Below are 18,023 nucleotides of genomic sequence, written 5' to 3'. Positions count from 1 at the left end.
GTGTTACTTGATAACGCTTACACTTTGAGATGGTACCATGACGTTTGCTTGGTCGCCTAGTTTGTGCGCATTAGTTGATTTAGCTTCATTGTGTCTATTAAATTCATAAAATTCACGAAGCGATGTGATCCTCCATGCGTTTGCAGACCAAGCTGATTCTGCTCACTTGTACCCTTACTTTTACGATCATTGTGGCGATGTCGCTTACGTTCCAGCAAATGTGGATGTCCACTTACAAAGAGCAGCTCGGGGAGAAAGCGCTGCATTTGGCCAAAACGGTGGCAGCCATCCCGGATCTCCAAGATGCTTTCGACGATGCCAACCCATCCAAAACCATTCAACCGTTGGTCGAAGAGATCCGCTCACAGACCGATGCTGAATTCATCGTTGTCGGCAACCGCGACGGAATCCGGTATTCCCACCCCGTTCCGTCGAGAATTGGACAAACCATGGTCGGCGGCGACAACGGTCCGGTTTTTGAAGGGAAATCCATCGTCTCGGAGGCCACCGGCACCCTCGGCTTGTCGCTCCGGGGAAAAACTCCGATCTATGGCGATAACGGAGAGATCATCGGCGTCGTCTCCGTCGGATTTCTCTTCGAGGATATCAATGAAGAAGGGGTCCATCTTCGAAATATCATTATCTGGATCGCTTTGGCCGCCCTCCTGCTCAGCGCTGCCGGAGCCGCATTCATTGCGAACAAGGTCAAACGCTCGATATTCGGGCTGGAACCCGAGGATATCGGCCGATTATATCAGGAGAAACAAGCCGTTTTGGAATCGATTCATGAAGGAATCATCACGGTGAACGCCAAAGGAATCATTACCCTGGTGAACCCTAACGCGTTGGGGTTTCTGGGGACGGACGACAAATCCGAAATTTTGGGAAAGCACGTGCTGGATGTTTTGCCTTATTCCACCCTGCCGGAGGTCATCCGCACCGGTGAAGCGGAATACGACAGCGAAGCGATCATCGGCGGTCATGAGGTCGTGGTGAACCGTCTGCCGGTGAAGGACCCGCACGGCAACGTGATTGGCGCCGTCTCGAGTTTTCGCAACAAATCCGAGCTTTACCTGCTCACGCAGCAGCTCAGACAGATGAATCAGTACGCCGACGGCCTGCGTGCCCAGACCCACGAATTTTCGAATAAGCTGCATACGATTTCCGGGTTAATCCAACTGGAATCTTATCAGGAAGCGGTCGAATTCATCGCCCGGGAATCCGACAAGCAGAGCGATTTGCTCAAGGTCATCTTGAAGGAAATCCCCGATCCGATTATCGGCGGACTTCTGCTCGGCAAAATCAACCGGGCGCGGGAGCTGAAAATACGCCTGAACATCGATGAAGGCAGCACGTTCCGCGACGTGCCTTCGTGGATCGACCGCAATGCGATGGTCACGATTCTGGGCAATTTGCTGGACAACGCGATGGAAGCCGTCATGGAGAACGATGGGGAGAAGCTCGTCACCGTGCTCCTTACCGATTTGGGCCAGGACTTGATCATCGAAGTCGAAGACAATGGACCCGGCATCCGGGCGGATTGGTCGGAGCATATTTTCAGGGAGGGCTTCTCCACGAAAAACGGGCAAAAACGCGGATTCGGACTGGCTTTGGTCAAGCGGGCGGTGGACGAGCTCGGCGGATCGATCGAGTTCCATTCCGGGCAAGCCGGCGGCACCCGCTTTTCCGTAGCCCTGCCCAAGACAAGGAGCGACGCGGCATGATTGAGGTACTCATCGTGGAAGACGACGTTCGCAATGCGGAGATCAACAGACGTTTCGTGGAGAAAGTAGAGGGCTTTCAAACGGCGGGAATCGCGACGGACGGACGGCAGGCGCGGGAACTGCTGGAGATCTTGTCGCCTGATCTCGTGCTGCTCGATTTATACATGCCGGATGTGAGCGGGCTCGATTTGCTGAGGTATATCAAGGTGGGCCATAAGCAGACAGATGTCATCATGATTACGGCGGCGAAAGAGCTGCATACGGTAAGGGAAGCGATCCACGGGGGCATTTTCGATTATATTCTCAAACCCGTCATTTTCGAGAGGCTTCAAGAAACATTGGAGAAGTACAAAAGCTTCCGCGTGAAAATCTCCTTGCTCGAGCAGGAACGCTCGCGCGCGACCGTCGACCAGCATGAGATCGACGAGCTGCTGCGGCTGGGCGAGAACGACAAGCTGCGTTCTACTTTCCCGAAGGGTATCGATCAGCTCACACTGGATAAAGTGACGGGCTACATGATGGGCTTGAACCAACCGTTCACCGCGGAGCAAGTATGTGCCCAGCTGGGCATCAGCCGGTCCACCTCCAGGCGATACCTGGAATACCTCGTCAGCACGGGCAAGGTGACTGCGGATTTGACCTACGGATCCGTCGGTAGACCCGAGCGGGTTTACCGGCCGAAGTAAGTGCGAATTAAAGACGTGAGCGATCACGTCTTTTTTTTGTGTGGAAGGTACCTCCGACGAGGACTCCGTAACTTTGAGCCTGTAGTCCGATTTTGAGCCACTTACAAGCCTTCTTCGAGGTGACCTGCTGGAAAAGTATAATTTAGCTGGGTTTTTCGGACTACAGACGCCATCGAACGTGAGTCCCTCGCTGTAATTGGACAAAACCTGACTACAGTGAGATTGTTGGGAGTCACGCCGGGAGAGCAGCAGTTCACTTTTTATTTTGAAATTACATAAAGTGGTGGTATTGGAAAAATGATTGTTCCGCTGGCCAGCGTACAATATATAATGCAAATCAAGGAGACAAATTTGATGAAAAAAATCGTAATTTTACTTTTTGCCTTTGCTGTCTTGCTGGGTAGCATATCATTCGGGTCAGCTCGTGTAAATGCTGCCCCGCCTATTAATTACATGGACCCTGGTGGCGGCCCCAGCTACACTCTTGTCTATTCTGAATACAAAACCTTCGATAATTCCTACGTCTATTCGGCGATTTTCAGTGCTGTCACGTTTATCGTCACAAAAAAAGTACCCGCACTTGAGGCAAAATCTGTTGGTGGATCAGTAGCGACTGGACTTGTTACTCAGTGGATTCAAAACAAATTAGGCTTGGGTAACACTTATGTTCAGGTTAGACAGGGAATAAGCTATAACACATACTATAAGATGTACACATATGTTGAATCAGTCATCTGGTATACTAATAACAGCTATATAACACCAATAGATGTCTATTATTCTGATACATTAGTGAGAGTTCCTGATGACGTACTTGCGCTGCATGGCCTAAAAAATCCATGATGGTATGTTCTGTGCCGGGATACGATTAGTCCCGGCACGGACTTCTTAATTAGACAGGAGCGACTTCTATGAATAAACGAATAGGCAAACATCTGCTTACCGCTATTGCGTTCGGGATTGCTTGGACTATAGGTGGTTACCTCTTTAACGATTACATAAACTACTCAGGGGTCTTAGGTGCGGGCATCTTATTTCTCTTGAATATACTTTATGATAGATTATCGAAGAAAAATCAGGATTGACCCTAAGCGTCCGATCCTTTTCTCTATACCTAGCACGCTAGTCCATTTTTTATTTTCGCATTGCCGAACCCTCCATATGGTTGTATGTCTCTTTCAGAGACACATTGCGCGTGTTTCCCCCGATCCTGCCTCTTACTTCTCAACTTTAGTGAAGGCCGGAACGATTGCACCGGCCGAAGTAATAGCGTAAGGTCTTCATCCAGGGTACCGAAGACGTGAGCGATCACGTCTTTTTTGTTTTTGTGCGTGAAACAGAAGAGCCGTTTGCCCTCCGGCTGTTGTCATGCGCCCATCATCCCGTTCGTAAGATAGAACAACGGAGCTCGTACGAAGACAATCCGCCTCGGAGGGATCGCGATGAAAATAACGTCCGGAGGTTATGAGGTCGCCTATCACGGCAGAGTGTTCGCCTACGGGATGAATCCGATTGAAATCGTCCTATCGGAAGAGAACGATCCTCTCAAGTTCGTTTTCTGCATCGAGCAGGAACCGGAAAGGAACGACTTCACGACGGATATCCGGCTAGTCCGCTACAATGAGGTGAGAATTGCCTGCGTCAATTTTCCGAGAGGCAAACCGACCGGCAACCATGACTTGATTCATCTCGGCGTACTGAACAATCGCAAGCTCTCCCTTCGGTACGAAGTCACCATCAATTTCGATGCGACAGCATGGGCGCTGACGTTTACTTTTTTTGCCGGCGAGGGGGTCCCCGGGAATGAATAAGCTGGAGATCCAAGACCCCAAAGTGGCCAGCAAAATTATCGCGGCAAACTCCGAAAGCGAAAAACGAAAGGCGGAACTCGGCCTCCTGGGCAAGTTTTTCGGCTCAGGAGACAACGTCCGCCTCTACATCGTCGGCACGATCGCACTCATCATTCTGCTCATCGCGCTTGTTTATACGTTGACGCCCGACAAATACCGTTCGGCCGACTTCGGCTTAAAGGAAATGTGGTCTCTAGTCGTGCTGCCCGTGGAATCGACCATTATCGGATATTTGATCGGTTCATGGTCGAAGGATTCCGGAAATTAATGCGCGACCCCGACTTCGTCGACGTGCTTCACGTGCTTGCGGTTCAGTACGACAAACAACACGGACAGCAGAACAAATCCCGCTCCCACAATAAACGGAACGTGCGGGTTATACCATTCCGCCAGCTTGCCGGCGAAGTATGGTGCGATTGCTCCTCCGATGAACCGCAAAAAGCTGTAAGCCGCCGACGCCGTGGAACGCTGAACCGGGGCGGCATTCATCACGCCCGTGGTGATCAACGTATTATTATTGCCCAGTAACGCGCCGGCAAAAATGACAGATGCGATGATCACCCATTGCGTATCCGTCCAGATCCCCATCGCAAGCAGCGTCAAGCTGAATAAGACCAGCATGACGGACATGGACGGTACCGTGCCGAATCTTTGCTGCAATTTCGGAGCCATGAAAACGGACGTTATCGCAAGAAGCACGCCCCACCCGAGAAAGACATACCCGATCCCATGCTCATCGAGCCCCATCGCATAAGGTGCGGAAAACATTAAGGTAAAAAAACCAAAATTGTACAAGCACGCCGTCACGCCGAACACGACAAGCGAACGATGCTTCATCGCGCGGAACGGGTCGAGCAGCGAAGTTTTTTTGGCGCCTTGCACCTGATGGCTGTTCTGTTTCGGCATCATCGTGATCAGCGCGATGAAGGCAATGACCATTAGTGCGGCGACTCCAAGAAATGGCCCCCTCCACGAAATGGCGCCCAGCTCCCCGCCGACCAACGGGCCCGCAGATATACCGATCCCGATGGCCGCCTCGTACAACACAATGGCTTTGGTCACTCCGCTTGTGGACAAGGATACGATCGCTGTTAAGGCCGTCGCGACAAACAACGCATTCCCGAATCCCCACCCGCCGCGCAGGCCGACGAGTGTCCAGATACTATCCGACATGCCGCCAAGTCCTGAAAACACGGCAATAATCACGATTCCCAGGAGCAGCGTCGCTTTCATTCCGATTCTGGATGTAATCGTGCCGGTAATGAGCATGGCGACTGCCATCACCGCGTTGTAACTCGTAAATAACAGGCTGACCTCACTCGGCGAGGCTCCCATATCATGCGCAATGCTCAGCAATATAGGGTCGACAAGGCCAATTCCCATAAACGCGATTATGCCTGCGAAAAAAACGGCCCATACCGCCCTCGGTTGATTCAATATTCCGGACTTTTCCCGTGTCTGACCGGCCGATGTCGCCACCGATGCTGTATCTTTAGTTGTTGTTGCCATATTTTCCTCTCACTCCTGCTCCGATTTGATTCTATCTTCCGCGGCAAGCACCCGATCGTACAATTCGCTGCATTGTGCTCGGATCGCCGTCAACTTATCCATCTTTTGATCGATAAGCCGCAGCTGCTGGCTGAGCGTTTGTTTCAGCCCCGCGACCTTCTCCAGCTTCAGTTCCTTGTCTTGAATCTGTCTGACCTCTTGCCGCTGGTTGTTAAACTGTTCGCTGATGGAAATGAACTCCTGCAGTTCCTGCAAAGAAATGCCCAGCACGTCGCGGGCGTTAATGATCTGCTTTAGCCGTTCGATATGTTTGTCGGTATAAATACGAAAGCCGCCTTCGCTCCGCTCGGGAGGGAACAGCAGCCCGATCTCCTCGTAATAACGTATCGTCCGCTTCGTTAATCCGCATTCCTTTGCGACATCCTCGATTTTATACCGGTTCATTTTTCCTCCCTCTTCTTCCATGTGCGATAATAAATAAAATAGCACCGTTTAACCTTAACGTCAACGTTAACTTTGCACCAATGATAAACCCCCATCCATCGAACGGGGGTTTCGCCGGCTTACGCAGCCAATTGCTCCTTAGCGGACAAGTCCGTCTTTTTTTCGAAAGCCAACTTCACGCCGAACAGCATGACCATCAGATGAATCAGCGAGAAAAACGGCAGATCAGGGGTGAACATATCGGCAATCAGCAGTGCTAATGTGACCAATGCGGAAGATTCCGAGGCCTTTAAGAAAAATGCGCGCTTCACCAATATTTTGAACAAGCTCCAGGTAGCCGACAAACAAGAAGCGATGCGCCTTGCCCGCGAATCCCGTCGGGATCTGCTTCCATGAACAGTGATCACTCCGGTTGGCAGGACAGTTGAACGCATCCGGAACGAAGCGTCCTCGTATGGAGAAGCCTCATGTTGACTCGATGGTCAATGTCCTTAAACAAAGGCTTTCCCCCGCCTAAAATAACGGGTGCAACAGTAAGTTGAAATTCGTCGACCAACCCTTCATTTAACAAATGAGAGACGAGTTCGGCACTTCCCAATACCGCTAAGTTTTTACCCGGTTGCAATTTAAGCCGGTTAATCTCTTGCGCGATATTTTCTTTTACCAGCTTAGTATTTTGCCAGCCCGCTTCCGTAAGCGTTTTGGAAAAAACAAATTTCGGGATCGCATTCATGAGATCGGCAATGCTATCGGTTGCCGTCGGCCAATAGCCTGCCAGAAGCTCGTACGTCACTCGTCCGAATAGCAGCGCGTCTACTGAGCGAAGAAAATTTTCCGCATATTCGCCATATTCCTCATCCGGAACATGCCAGTCAATTTCTCCTGCAGGACCTGCAAAATAGCCATCGATCGTAACGAACTCTTGAACGATAAGCTTCCTCATGAACACACCTTCCTATTTTTTTCTGAGTGAAACACGGATGAACTTGATCAAACAGACAACTACCGTAGCAGCGTTTAATATGATTTCGTATAGCGCTCCGTGAAGGATTTTGGCGACCAAGCTAAAACAGAATAGCAGAGTGAGGAACAGCCAAAACCATACCTTATATCGTTGGTAATAAATACTGAACATTCCGGCAACTCCTTATTATGAGTATAATGTAAAAGCCTATTTCCGCGGAATCACAATGGTCATCCGGTAAACGCTCCGATAATAATAATATTTCATGCGGCTGTCAATAAAAGGAACTGACCTGAAGCCACCGGCGGTGACGTTTGAGTCAGTTCCATGGTTACTTATTCACGCGCCAGCTGACGCTTTTGTTAATCACGAGATAGCAAACGACTGAAAACCCAGACAAGATCAATGCATCCCTCGTAACCACAGTCGTCCATCCCGTCAGTAATATTTGCTGTAAAGCCTCCGCGGCGTAAGTGGAAGGAAATATATACGAGAACCATTGAAGCACCTTAGGCAGCTGATGGATATCCATCATAATGGGGGTGAGGAACGTCACTACCATCATCAACACTTGAGACAGCATGTTCGTCAACTGATGGTTGGGCGATGAAAATCCTAGGCACACACCAATACCGACGATACTGAAAATGGATAAGAGCAGTACCGGAATGAGTCCCCAACTGTAGTGAAACGTCACTCCGTAGACAAGCTGCCCGATAATGGCGAGTATAATGACCGACGGTATATTGGAAATCAATCCGCGAATCAAATTGGCGAGAACGAAATTGAACTTCGAGATCGGCAGTGCGGCGTAGAAAGTAAAATGTCCCTGATGCTTCTGCCAAGAAATCTCCTGGGCCATTCCGTTCATTCCCATCGCGATCACGCCGAACAGCATATTCCCGGTAATACTTCGAATGATCATGTCCGGCGTTGGATTGGTCATGAAAAACCTCATGAACATCAGCGTCATGAAAGGAAACATCGACGCCATCAAGATCACCCACACCCAAGAGTCGCGGATAATGGAAAATTGAATGCGAAACAATATGCCCAATTCCACCATGTATCTCCTTGCGCCTCTAGTGAGCAAGGCTTGCTCCTGATTAACCCCGTGCAGAGGCAGCTCCGACATGCTCATGTTCTTTCTCCTTTTCGATATAAAAATAAACATCTTCAAGACTCGGCGGCACGACCGCGTATTCTTCGATCGGGAGCTGCGGGTTGCCCACTATAAAATCAAGGAGCCGACTCGCTTCCTGCTTCTCGATCAGCAGTCTCAATCTATTTTCGCCCGTCTTCACAAACTCTCCCCATGTGGCGAGCTTATGCTCTAGTTCATCACTCTTTCCCATCTCCGACACCAGTTCGAACTTAAGCCGTTGATCGACTTTTTGCTTTAATTTCGAGACATGGTCAATCGCAAACAACCTGCCGTGATTGATGACTGCCACCCGATCTACAACTTGTTCAGCCTCCAATACATTGTGGGTCACCAGAATGACGGTCGCGCCTTCTTGGTTCCGTTCCTGGATCAAATCCCACACCAAACGCCGCTTTTTCGGGTCCAGCTCATTCGTCGGCTCGTCAAAAATGAGGACAGGCGCTCTCCCGATTAATGCCGTGCCGATTCCCACCATGCGTTTTTGCCCGCCGGAGATATGCTTCAGCTGCTTGGTACGCAGATCCGTCATTTCGAAACGTTCCAGCAGTTCATCCGCTTGCCGGAGCGCTTCTTTCTTCTCTATGCCGCGAAGCATCCCGGTAAAACACAGGGCTTCCCAAACTTTCAACGAAGTTAGCGTATGAGGCTCCTGCGCATAGTAAGCGACATTCTGCGCCACTCGCTTCGGCTGCTTCAAAACGTTCACACCTTCATAGCGTATCTCTCCCTCGCTGGGCGCCAAATGTGCGACCATCTGCTGAATCAGCGTGGACTTCCCCGCTCCGTTGGGGCCGAGCAGCCCTAGCACTTCTCCTTTCAGCACATCGAAATGAATGTCCCGATTGGCTTTCACTTTTCCTTTTTTATAAACCTTGCTTACGTGGTCAATTTCAAAAACGACGTTCATCCGAAACTCTCCCAATTAGTGGATTATTGGACTCAGGTTACCATATCCCTAGTAACCTTGGAAGCGTCTTCGGTTTGAACGATGATCCGTCTGAGGACCGAGCAGCCGAATTCTGCTCGAACGCTACAAGAAAAAGCCTCCATCTCGCTTTACAGCGGGTTGGAGGCTTCTTATGTTCGTGTTATGGATTATTTTTTCTTCACGCTGCGGCGCTGTTTTTCTGTTCTACTTCTACGTTCGTTTCCCGCTTAGATAGAAACAAATTCAGAAGGATAGCGGTTAACGAGCCGGACACGATACCGTTTTGCAGAAGCATTTTGGCGAAATCGGGCAGTTGGTCGAACATTTGAGGAACGGTTGCCGAGCCCATTCCGACCGCGACGCTGCATGCGACGATCAGCAGATTGTCGCCTTTGCGCAGATCGACCTCCGACAAAATCGATATACCGGAGGCGGCAACGGATCCGAACATGACAATCATCGCGCCGCCAAGCACCGCATTTGGAACGACGGTCGTCAAAGCGGCAAGCTTCGGGAGCAAGCCGAGCACCACCATAATGCCGCCGGCTGCAAAAATCACATTCCGGGATTTCACCCGAGTGAGCGTAATTAAGCCGACATTTTGAGAGAAAGCGGTATACGGAAATGCATTGAAAATGCCGCCGAGCATAATCGCAACGCCTTCGGAACGCAGGCCGGCCACAATCTGCTTCTGTTCCACATTTTGCTCCGTCGCTCTGCCTACGGCAAAGTAAACTCCCGTAGATTCCACCATGCTGACTATGCACACGATCACCATCGTGATAATCGCCGTGATGCTGAACTCTGGCGTCCCAAAATAGAAAGGCTGAGCAATGCTGACCCACGATGCTTTGGAAACGGTGGAGAAATCGACGAGCCCCATCGCATATCCGGCAGCCGTTCCGGCCGCAAGCCCGAGGAGAACGGAGATCGCACGCACGAATCCGGTGGCAAAGCGATTCACGATGAGAATGACGAGCAGCGTGAGAAGCGCAAGAATTAACTGGCGCGGCTGGCCGAATTCCGGGCTGCCCTGACCCCCCGCCGCATTATTCATGGCGACGGGAATCAGGGAAAGACCGATGATCGTGACGACTGACCCGGTGACGATCGTAGGGAAAAACTTCAGCAATTTGCCGTATAACGGCGCGGCTGCGACAACAAACAAACCGGAAATGATGATGGCTCCGTATGCTGTGGCTAAATTCGAAGTCGCAGCAATGGCAATAATTGGGCCGACTGCGGTGAAGGTACATCCCAGCACAACCGGCAGTCGGCTGCCGAAGTACTTCGTCCCCATGACTTGCAGAATGGTCGCGATCCCGCACGTAAATAAGTCGGCAGCGATCAGATAAGCGATCTGTGCGCCCGTCAGGTGGAGCGCTCCGCCGATAATCAGGGGTACCACAACCGCTCCGGCATACATAGCCAGCACATGTTGCAAACCTAAGGTGACGACTTTTTGTTTGCTAAGCATTGAGTAATCTCTCCCGATTATTTTGGATGGTTAAATTATCTTCCACGAAGTGAATCTCACCTGGCGACATCGAGGCAATACGGGCCAAGGAGTGCACCCGCACGCCCTTCTCTTCCAGCAGTCCGCGGCCTTCCTGGAAGCTTTTCTCGATCACACAGCCGACGCCCAGAAGCTCTGCCCCCGCTTCTTTCACGATGTCCACCAGACCCAGCAGCGCCGCACCCGTTGCGAGAAAATCATCTACAATTACTACTTTGTCGCGGGGACCGAGATATTTGTGCGAGATGCTGATCTGATACGTTTCCTGTCGGGTAAACGAATGCACGGGTGCCGAATATACGCCCTCGCTAAGAGTGGCGACCTTTTTCTTTTTGGCATAAATGAAGGGGACACCGAGCGCGATCGCCGTCGCCATCGCAAACTGAATGCCGCTCGCCTCTACGGTCAGTACTTTGGTGACCGGTTGATCGCCGAAAATCCGGCCAAATTCTCGTCCGATCTCCAGCGCAAGCTCCGCATCCACTTGATGATTAAGGAACGAATCGACTTTCAGCACTTTGTCGGACAAAATCTCTCCCTCTTGGCGTATACGGTCTTCAAGGCATTTCATGGTGACGTCACCGCTCCTTTTTCAAATAAAAAAGGACAGGTTCCTTGAGCCATTCTCTCAAGTGAAACCTGTCCTTCTGGGTTTTTGTCCCTCATGGTGTAGCACACGCATGTGCCCGTGCCGCTTGGACCAGCTTTTCCCGCCGCAAAGCAAAGAAAACGGAACCCTAGACACGCTTTCACTCATAGTCGGACGATTACGTTGGTCATCCGGTAGAAACTTATGGGCCATATCCCCAAGATTATACGAGTGCTATGAAATTATATCTTGTATCATACACGTGCGTTTCCAAACCTTCAAGACGTTTTTAATTCCAATAATCAACAGTATTAAAAGTTACCGTATTTCCGATATCGCATCCCGCTCCCGCGTTTCCTTTAGGCGAAATTTTTGCGACCCGATCACGATCGGAATCAGCAGCAGAGAAAGGATACTTCCCCCAAGAGCGAGGACGGTAAAACTGGCATTCGCCACAACCACACCGGACAAAGCTCCGCCCGACGCTCCCGCCAAAGCAATCAGGACATCCACGGTGCCTTGCGTCTTTGCTCGCGTGGCGACGGGCGTCGCTTCAATTATTTGTGCGGTACCGCTGATCAAACCGAAGTTCCAGCCGAGACCGAGCAACGAAAGAGCGACGATAAGCAGGAACATCGAATCGCCCGGCGCTGCCGCGGCAACAATTCCGGCCAATAGTAACGTAACGCCCGATGCGTAGGACATTATGGTGTGACCAAGTTTGTCCACAAGAACACCGGTTACCAATGAAGGGAGATACATCGCGGCAATATGAAACCCAATGACCATGCCTACCTCACCGAGACTGTGTCCGTGATGCTTCATGTGGACCGGCGTCATCGTCATGATGGCCACCATGACGATTTGCGTGAAGACCATGACGGATGTGCCGACCATGATTCCACGTTGACGGATCGCGGGTACTTTCGGATCCGCGGCCGGCTCATCGCGTACATTCGTTGTTTGCCCTTCGGCAATGGCTTTCGCAACCATAAACGGATCCGGACGAAGCAGCGCCCAAAAAATAAAACCGGCCATAAGGAAGGCGGCTGCCGCGAGAACGAACGGACCCGCCAAGGCGGGAATGCCCAGAGACGCGGCGAAACGTCCCATCACATCGACGAGATTCGGTCCCGTCACGGCGCCGAAAGTCGTCGCCACCATGGCGACACTGATGGCTCTTGCCCGCTGGGCGGGCTTGGCCAAGTCGGTTCCGGCATATCGCGCTTGTAAATTGGTCGACGTACCGGCACCATAGACCAGCATCGAAGCGAAAAGCAGCGCGAGATTGTTGACGACTGCCGCAATCACGATCCCGATTGCACCGATCCCTCCGGCGATGAAGCCTGTCGCCAATCCCGCCCGGCGGCCATAACGTTGAGAGAGCCGCCCTACAAGAAGCGCCGACACGGCAGAGCCAATCGTCAACAAGGCGGACGGAATCCCCGCAAAGTTATCTGTGCCTAGCATGTCTTGCGCAATTAACGCTCCGACGGTCACGCCTGCCGCAAGCCCGGCACCGCCGAAAAGCTGCGCGATGACCACGATGACTAAGGACCGCCGATAGAGCTGATGCTGCTTTTCAAGAGAATCCGCGTAACTCTTGATCACATCCGACACCAGTCTGAAACCACCTTTTCGTTAAACCCTATGTTGCATTCTATTATACAACGAACCCAGTTACCCCCGAACAAATGTTTTATGTAAATTAAACTTGACATCGTGACTAATTAACATTACATTGTGTATAGAAAACTTAACTTGGTGTCTAAAATAACCTACAGGGAGTGTAAGGGATGACCTATCAAGAAAAGAAAAGCATCGTTTCGTTGATCAGCACAATCCTCATTTTCGTGGCTTATTGCTTGTACAAGTATCCACAGTTTCCCGAAGGAGGGCTGGACTCCACTGAAACGTTTCGCTATTGGGGCTCCTTTGTTCTCGTCCTGATGTTAGTTTCGATTATCGCCCACATCGTCATCAGCATCGTTTTTAACATCGTCTTTCGAATCACGACCGGGGAAAAGGAACCGACGTTTGCGGATGAATTGGATAAACTCATCGAATTGAAGGCCAACCGAATTTCCTTCTTTGTGTTTATCCTCGGCTTCCTTCTCGCCATGGGTTCGCTGGTCATCGATAAGCCGTCACAGGTGATGTTCATGATTCTGATCGCCTCAGGATTCCTATCCGATGTGACCGGCTCCGTTACGAAACTTTATCATTATCGGAAAGGTTTCTAAAATGGCTAAAAATCTTGTTGGCAACCATATCCGCAAATTGCGGTTCAACCATCACGAAATGACACAGCAGCAATTGGCTGACCAGGTGGGCGTAACAAGACAAACGATCGTGGCACTGGAAAAAGGGAACTACTCCCCGTCTCTGGAACTGGCTTTCCGCATTGCACGCGCATTTCACTTACCTTTGGAAGAGGTTTTCTTTTACGAGGAACACACGGAGGAGGATAACAAATGAATTTTTCCACCAGAAAGAGCGCATCTATAGTGGGAATCCTGTTCATTCTTGCGGCGGTATCGTCGATTATGGGTCTTCTTTTATACGATCCTATTCTAAACGGACCGGATTACCTGTTAGAAGGTTCCATACACGCCAATCAGGTTGTACTGGGAGCCATTATGGAGTTAATTCTTGTCGTGTCAGCGGTGGGTACGGCCACCACTATGTTTCCGATTCTTAGAAAGTATAATGAGACGATTGCTCTTTGGCATGTATGCTTCAGATTCCTTGAAGCGATTATCATTACAGTCGGCATCATTGGTGTGCTGTCCCTATTGACCTTAAGCCGCGAATTTACAGCCGCAGGAGCTGCGGATTCCGCCACTTTTCAAGCTGCAGGCACTTCGTTAAAAGCCGTACACGACTGGACATTTTTGCTGGGCCCTAATTTCTTTCTAGGTATCAATACGATGATGTACAGTTACATTTTTTATAGATCCAAACTCGTTCCGAGATTTATTCCCATCCTGGGTATGACAGGGTCAACCCTTGTTTTTATTGCCGCCTTATTAGAAATGTTCGGCGTCATCGAACAAGTCTCTGCTTGGGGCGCTATTTTGTCGCTGCCAGTAGCAGCGAATGAAATAAGCCTCGCGGTATGGCTTATTGTGAAAGGATTTAACAAATCAGCTACTGTAGGCGGAGCATGAAGGCGATTATATGCACAAAATATGGATTGCCGGACGTACTTCAACTGGCGGAGGTAAACAAACCGATCCCCAAGGATAATGAGGTTCTGGTAAAAATTCATGCAACAACCGTATCGGCCATGGACGCTAGAATTCGCAGCTTAAATGCTCCTATTATGATTAGATTGATCATGCGAATCATCCTTGGATTCAGAAAACCCAAAAAACCTATTCTGGGGGCAGAGCTGTCCGGCGAAATCGAAGATGTAGGTCAAGGCGTGAAACGATTCAAAAAAGGCGATCAGATCATCGCGTATAGAGGGATGAATTTCGGTGCTTATGCCGAGTATACCTGTCTGCATGAAGACGGATTGGTTGTCATGAAACCGGCAAATGTCTCTTACGAAGAAGCGGCAGCCGTTTCTTTCGGTGGACTTTCGGCCTTGTATTTCCTTAGAAAAGGGAATATCCGAAATGGGCAAAAAGTGCTTATTTACGGGGCATCCGGTGCGGTAGGGTCAGCCGCAATTCAGCTTGCCAAGCAATTTGGAGGGAAAGTAACCGGGGTTTGCAGCACTCCAAATATAGAACTGGTGAAAGCTTTGGGTGCAGACCATGTCATCGATTACACGAAAGATGACTTTGCGAGTAATCAGGAGACATATGATATTATCTTCGATGCTGTTGGGAAAATTTCAAAAGAGAGATGCAAGAAAGCTTTAGCTCCCGAAGGGAAGTACGTATCGGTGGACGGGCAAGGGATCGCGAAAGTGAGCGTTGAAGATTTACTTTTCCTCAAGGAGCTTCTCGAAACGGGGAAACTGAAATCGGTCATCGACAGACGCTATCCGCTGGAACAAGTTCCCGAAGCCCACAGGTACGTGGAGACAGGGCGTAAAAAGGGAAATGTCGTGATTAACATTTCATAAAGGATAAAACCAACAAGGCAGAAGAACGGTAACCCGTTCTTCTGCCTGTTTGAGTCTTCATGAAATCCGATCAAACCCAATCCGGCCTCAGTTTACACTTCTCTATCATTTCTTCGTTGAAAATATCAACCGGCAGCGGCTTACTGATGTAATAACCTTGGATGATGTTGCAGCCTCTTTCTTTCAACGCTTTGAATTGCAGCTCGGTTTCTACGCCTTCCGCAACGACTTTTAAATTCAAGCTATGGGCGAGCGCAATGATGGTCGACAAAATCGCCATGTCCCTTTTTTCATTGCCGATGGCCTCAACAAACATCCGGTCTATTTTCAACACATCAATCGGCAGCTTCGTTAAATGACTTAATGACGAATACCCGGATCCGAAATCATCCACAGAAATTTGAATGCCGCTTTTTTTCAGCTTCCGCAGAATGGGAATCACTTCATTGGCATCCATCATGGTGCTCTCCGTAATTTCCAATTCCAGATACTGCGGATCGATCCAGGTTTCTTTCAGAATCGCATTTACCCGCTCCACGAACCCTTTTTGCAAAAATTGCAGGGTCGATACATTCACGGAAAGTTTAAGCGAGGTCAACCCCTGTTCATTCCACCTCTTCAGTTGCAAACAAGCTTCTCGAAGCACCCAATCCCCTATTTTCATAATCAATCCCGTCTCTTCTGCCAGCGGAATAAACTTGGAGGGCGGGACGAGGCCATATTCACTATGATTCCATCGTAAAAGTGCTTCTACTCCCGTAACCTCATTGCATTCCAGATTGAACATCGGTTGATAGTGAATTTGCAGCTCGTACTGTTCAATCGCTCTTCGCAGGCCATATTCGAGATTCACCTTGGTTGCAATATGCTCATCCATGCTGGCATCAAAAAATTGATAGCGATTTTTACCCTGCTCCTTGGCCGCATACATCGAAATGTCCGCTCTTTTAATGAGGGTGTCCACCGTATCTCCATTGTGAGGATACATAGAGATCCCCACGCTTGAAGTAATAAGAACCTCGTTCCCATTCAGATCAATCCTGTTTTCCAGATCGGAAACAATATTTCGGGCGATGCGCTCCGTTTCTTCCTTGGACGTATGATGAAGCAAAATCATGAATTCATCTCCGCCTTGTCTCGAAACCATGTTCCTATCCCCTACATTGTCCTGTAGAATCCGGGCCACTTTTTGCAAGAGCAAATCCCCGATGGAATGACCGAGCGTATCATTAATAAACTTAAATCTGTCGAGATCAATGAACAAAACCGCTAATTGCTGGTTGAGGGGCCTCGCCTTCTCGATCGCTTTGGTCACGTATTCTTCAAAATATCTCCGATTCGTTAGCGAGGTTAAACTATCGTGATAAGCAATATACTCTAACTCCAAGTTTTTATGATGCAGCTCTTCCGTTCTCTGAGCCACCTTCACTTCAAGCTGTTTATTTAATTCCCTTGATTGCTGCAGCAGTTGATTGTTTTGGAACAGCGTGAAAATTTGCCTGACGATGATCAGGAAGGTTGAGAGAATAGAGCCGATCACTAAGCCGTTGACATGAAAAGAACTTTGCAAAATCATAAAGCAGAAGATAACCATGACGCTGATGTAAGGCAGCATAAGCCTTAGAGATAAAAAGTTCCGAAACTTGCCCTTCAGATCAATTTGATCTTCTTCCTGTATGTAAGTCCTTTTATTTGCTTTATCGTAAAAAGGTGCGAGGCCCACAATTAATAACGCGAGCGACCATAAAGGGTCATACCAACTGCCTGTCCGATAGGAACCATGGAGGATCAAATATAAATAAATCATATTAGCGAAAAATAAGACCGTAAAACCTATGACAGCTAATACAATTATTTCTTTGGAGAATATGCTTCTGGAGGAATAATACAAACCTAAAATCGCAAATAACAACGCTAAAGTCCCGATGGGGTAACACAAATATAGCGAAGTCATGAAGATTCCCAGATCAGATGAAGAATTCAGGATGGGCTGAATAATGAAATCCCAGCTGATCGCGGACGCCACGATCATGACGATCATGATATCGAAGATGAACTGAAAAATGCGCGAAGAATTCTTATTTAGGGAATTCGCATAAATAATAGCGGTTAAGGATAGCAGAAGACTTGTAAGCCACATAATATTGGAAAGTCCCGAAGCGTCCCCAATAAAGTGACTGTCAACAATCGTTGCCAGTGAAAAAGAAAATGAAGCCAGAGATGATAGGAGCCAGAAGTACTTCAACTTATCCGACACTCTGTAGAAGTGTCTCAACAGACAAATGGCAGTCAAGCTCGGCGCTAAAATATTGAGAGTATCACTTGTCATGGTCAATAGACGGCTATGATCTTGGAGAAGGATAATTCCCGCATAATTTATTAAGATATAGCAAACCACGAATAGGACGGCTTTTTTCTCCGGGTGTCTGACTCTCATCTACATGGCACCCTCCATAATTTGGGATGACTTAGTATTATAGTAACACATTTTCTAGTTCTAACTTACTACAGTTCGACATTTTCAAATCATGTTGACAAAATAAAAGAGCACGAACGAAAATCGCTGTACT

General features: G+C 49.2%; 19 protein-coding genes and 1 riboswitch. Of the genes, 9 read left to right on the top strand and 10 right to left on the bottom strand.

Going from position 1 to position 18,023, the window contains the following annotated elements:
• Positions 1 to 134: 134 nt before the first annotated feature.
• The 5 genes from E5161_RS18715 to E5161_RS18695 all read left to right on the top strand — a co-directional run bounded on the left by E5161_RS18715 (position 135) and on the right by E5161_RS18695 (position 4,528).
• Positions 135 to 1,724: an ATP-binding protein gene (locus tag E5161_RS18715; RefSeq protein ID WP_136779411.1), complete on the top strand. Its 1,590-nt coding sequence runs from the start codon at positions 135 to 137 to the stop codon at positions 1,722 to 1,724.
• Positions 1,721 to 2,410: a response regulator gene (locus E5161_RS18710; RefSeq protein ID WP_136779410.1), complete on the top strand. Its 690-nt coding sequence runs from the start codon at positions 1,721 to 1,723 to the stop codon at positions 2,408 to 2,410. The genes E5161_RS18715 and E5161_RS18710 overlap by 4 nt, the downstream gene beginning before the upstream one ends.
• Before the next feature lie 354 nt (positions 2,411 to 2,764).
• Positions 2,765 to 3,253 carry a hypothetical protein gene (locus tag E5161_RS18705; protein ID WP_136779409.1) on the top strand — a complete coding sequence of 163 codons (489 nt, stop codon included), beginning with the start codon at positions 2,765 to 2,767 and terminating at the stop codon, positions 3,251 to 3,253.
• Between the two features lie 599 nt (positions 3,254 to 3,852).
• Positions 3,853 to 4,221, top strand: coding sequence for a DUF6864 domain-containing function (locus E5161_RS18700; RefSeq protein ID WP_136779408.1), 369 nt, complete (start codon positions 3,853 to 3,855; stop codon positions 4,219 to 4,221).
• Complete coding sequence (locus tag E5161_RS18695; protein ID WP_136779407.1) at positions 4,214 to 4,528, top strand: hypothetical protein; 315 nt, start codon at positions 4,214 to 4,216, stop codon at positions 4,526 to 4,528. The genes E5161_RS18700 and E5161_RS18695 overlap by 8 nt, the downstream gene beginning before the upstream one ends.
• Here the strand turns inward: E5161_RS18695 and E5161_RS18690 are convergent.
• The 9 genes from E5161_RS18690 to E5161_RS18650 form a co-directional block, all read right to left on the bottom strand.
• On the bottom strand, positions 4,525 to 5,769 hold the full coding sequence (locus E5161_RS18690) for an MFS transporter (RefSeq protein ID WP_136779406.1): 1,245 nt from the start codon (positions 5,767 to 5,769) through the stop codon (positions 4,525 to 4,527). The genes E5161_RS18695 and E5161_RS18690 overlap by 4 nt on opposite strands.
• Positions 5,770 to 5,778: 9 nt before the next feature.
• A complete protein-coding gene (locus tag E5161_RS18685) occupies positions 5,779 to 6,213 on the bottom strand; it encodes a MerR family transcriptional regulator (RefSeq protein WP_136779405.1) in 435 nt (144 codons plus the stop codon).
• A gap of 119 nt (positions 6,214 to 6,332) precedes the next feature.
• Complete coding sequence (locus E5161_RS18680) at positions 6,333 to 6,557, bottom strand: hypothetical protein (protein WP_136779404.1); 225 nt, start codon at positions 6,555 to 6,557, stop codon at positions 6,333 to 6,335.
• A 59-nt stretch (positions 6,558 to 6,616) separates the two neighbouring features.
• The gene (locus E5161_RS18675) at positions 6,617 to 7,156 is read right to left on the bottom strand and encodes a dihydrofolate reductase family protein (protein WP_136779403.1); all 540 of its coding nucleotides are present in this window, start codon (positions 7,154 to 7,156) and stop codon (positions 6,617 to 6,619) included.
• A 352-nt stretch (positions 7,157 to 7,508) separates the two neighbouring features.
• The gene (locus tag E5161_RS18670; protein ID WP_136779402.1) at positions 7,509 to 8,318 is read right to left on the bottom strand and encodes an ABC transporter permease; all 810 of its coding nucleotides are present in this window, start codon (positions 8,316 to 8,318) and stop codon (positions 7,509 to 7,511) included.
• The gene (locus E5161_RS18665; RefSeq protein ID WP_136779401.1) at positions 8,284 to 9,249 is read right to left on the bottom strand and encodes an ABC transporter ATP-binding protein; all 966 of its coding nucleotides are present in this window, start codon (positions 9,247 to 9,249) and stop codon (positions 8,284 to 8,286) included. Before E5161_RS18665 ends, E5161_RS18670 begins: the two co-directional genes overlap by 35 nt.
• 199 nt (positions 9,250 to 9,448) lie before the next feature.
• Complete coding sequence (locus E5161_RS18660; RefSeq protein WP_136779400.1) at positions 9,449 to 10,747, bottom strand: nucleobase:cation symporter-2 family protein; 1,299 nt, start codon at positions 10,745 to 10,747, stop codon at positions 9,449 to 9,451.
• On the bottom strand, positions 10,740 to 11,357 hold the full coding sequence (locus E5161_RS18655) for a xanthine phosphoribosyltransferase (RefSeq protein WP_136779399.1): 618 nt from the start codon (positions 11,355 to 11,357) through the stop codon (positions 10,740 to 10,742). Before E5161_RS18655 ends, E5161_RS18660 begins: the two co-directional genes overlap by 8 nt.
• Positions 11,358 to 11,522: 165 nt before the next feature.
• Positions 11,523 to 11,626: riboswitch (purine riboswitch) on the bottom strand.
• Positions 11,627 to 11,693: 67 nt separating this feature from the next.
• Entirely contained in the window at positions 11,694 to 12,995 is a 1,302-nt protein-coding gene (locus tag E5161_RS18650; RefSeq protein ID WP_246042426.1) for an MFS transporter, read from the bottom strand.
• Positions 12,996 to 13,171: 176 nt separating this feature from the next.
• Here E5161_RS18650 and E5161_RS18645 point away from each other — a divergent pair, with 176 nt between their 5' ends.
• The 4 genes from E5161_RS18645 to E5161_RS18630 are packed head-to-tail and all read left to right on the top strand — an operon-like array spanning position 13,172 to position 15,453.
• Positions 13,172 to 13,618 carry a hypothetical protein gene (locus E5161_RS18645; protein ID WP_136779397.1) on the top strand — a complete coding sequence of 149 codons (447 nt, stop codon included), beginning with the start codon at positions 13,172 to 13,174 and terminating at the stop codon, positions 13,616 to 13,618.
• Position 13,619: 1 nt separating this feature from the next.
• On the top strand, positions 13,620 to 13,853 hold the full coding sequence (locus E5161_RS18640; RefSeq protein ID WP_136779396.1) for a helix-turn-helix transcriptional regulator: 234 nt from the start codon (positions 13,620 to 13,622) through the stop codon (positions 13,851 to 13,853).
• A complete protein-coding gene (locus E5161_RS18635) occupies positions 13,850 to 14,545 on the top strand; it encodes a DUF4386 domain-containing protein (RefSeq protein WP_136779395.1) in 696 nt (231 codons plus the stop codon). Before E5161_RS18640 ends, E5161_RS18635 begins: the two co-directional genes overlap by 4 nt.
• Positions 14,542 to 15,453 (top strand): NAD(P)-dependent alcohol dehydrogenase, encoded by a 912-nt coding sequence (locus tag E5161_RS18630; protein ID WP_136779394.1) that lies wholly within the window; start codon positions 14,542 to 14,544, stop codon positions 15,451 to 15,453. The genes E5161_RS18635 and E5161_RS18630 overlap by 4 nt, the downstream gene beginning before the upstream one ends.
• A 70-nt stretch (positions 15,454 to 15,523) precedes the next feature.
• Here the strand turns inward: E5161_RS18630 and E5161_RS18625 are convergent, their stop codons facing one another.
• Entirely contained in the window at positions 15,524 to 17,890 is a 2,367-nt protein-coding gene (locus tag E5161_RS18625) for a DUF4084 domain-containing protein (RefSeq protein ID WP_136779393.1), read from the bottom strand.
• Positions 17,891 to 18,023: the final 133 nt, after the last annotated feature.

Source organism: Cohnella pontilimi, assembly GCF_005049045.1.
GTDB classification, from domain to species: Bacteria; Bacillota; Bacilli; order Paenibacillales; family Paenibacillaceae; genus Cohnella; species Cohnella pontilimi.
Note: the sequence above shows the minus strand (reverse complement) of the source record. Positions and strands in the feature narration are given on the sequence as shown.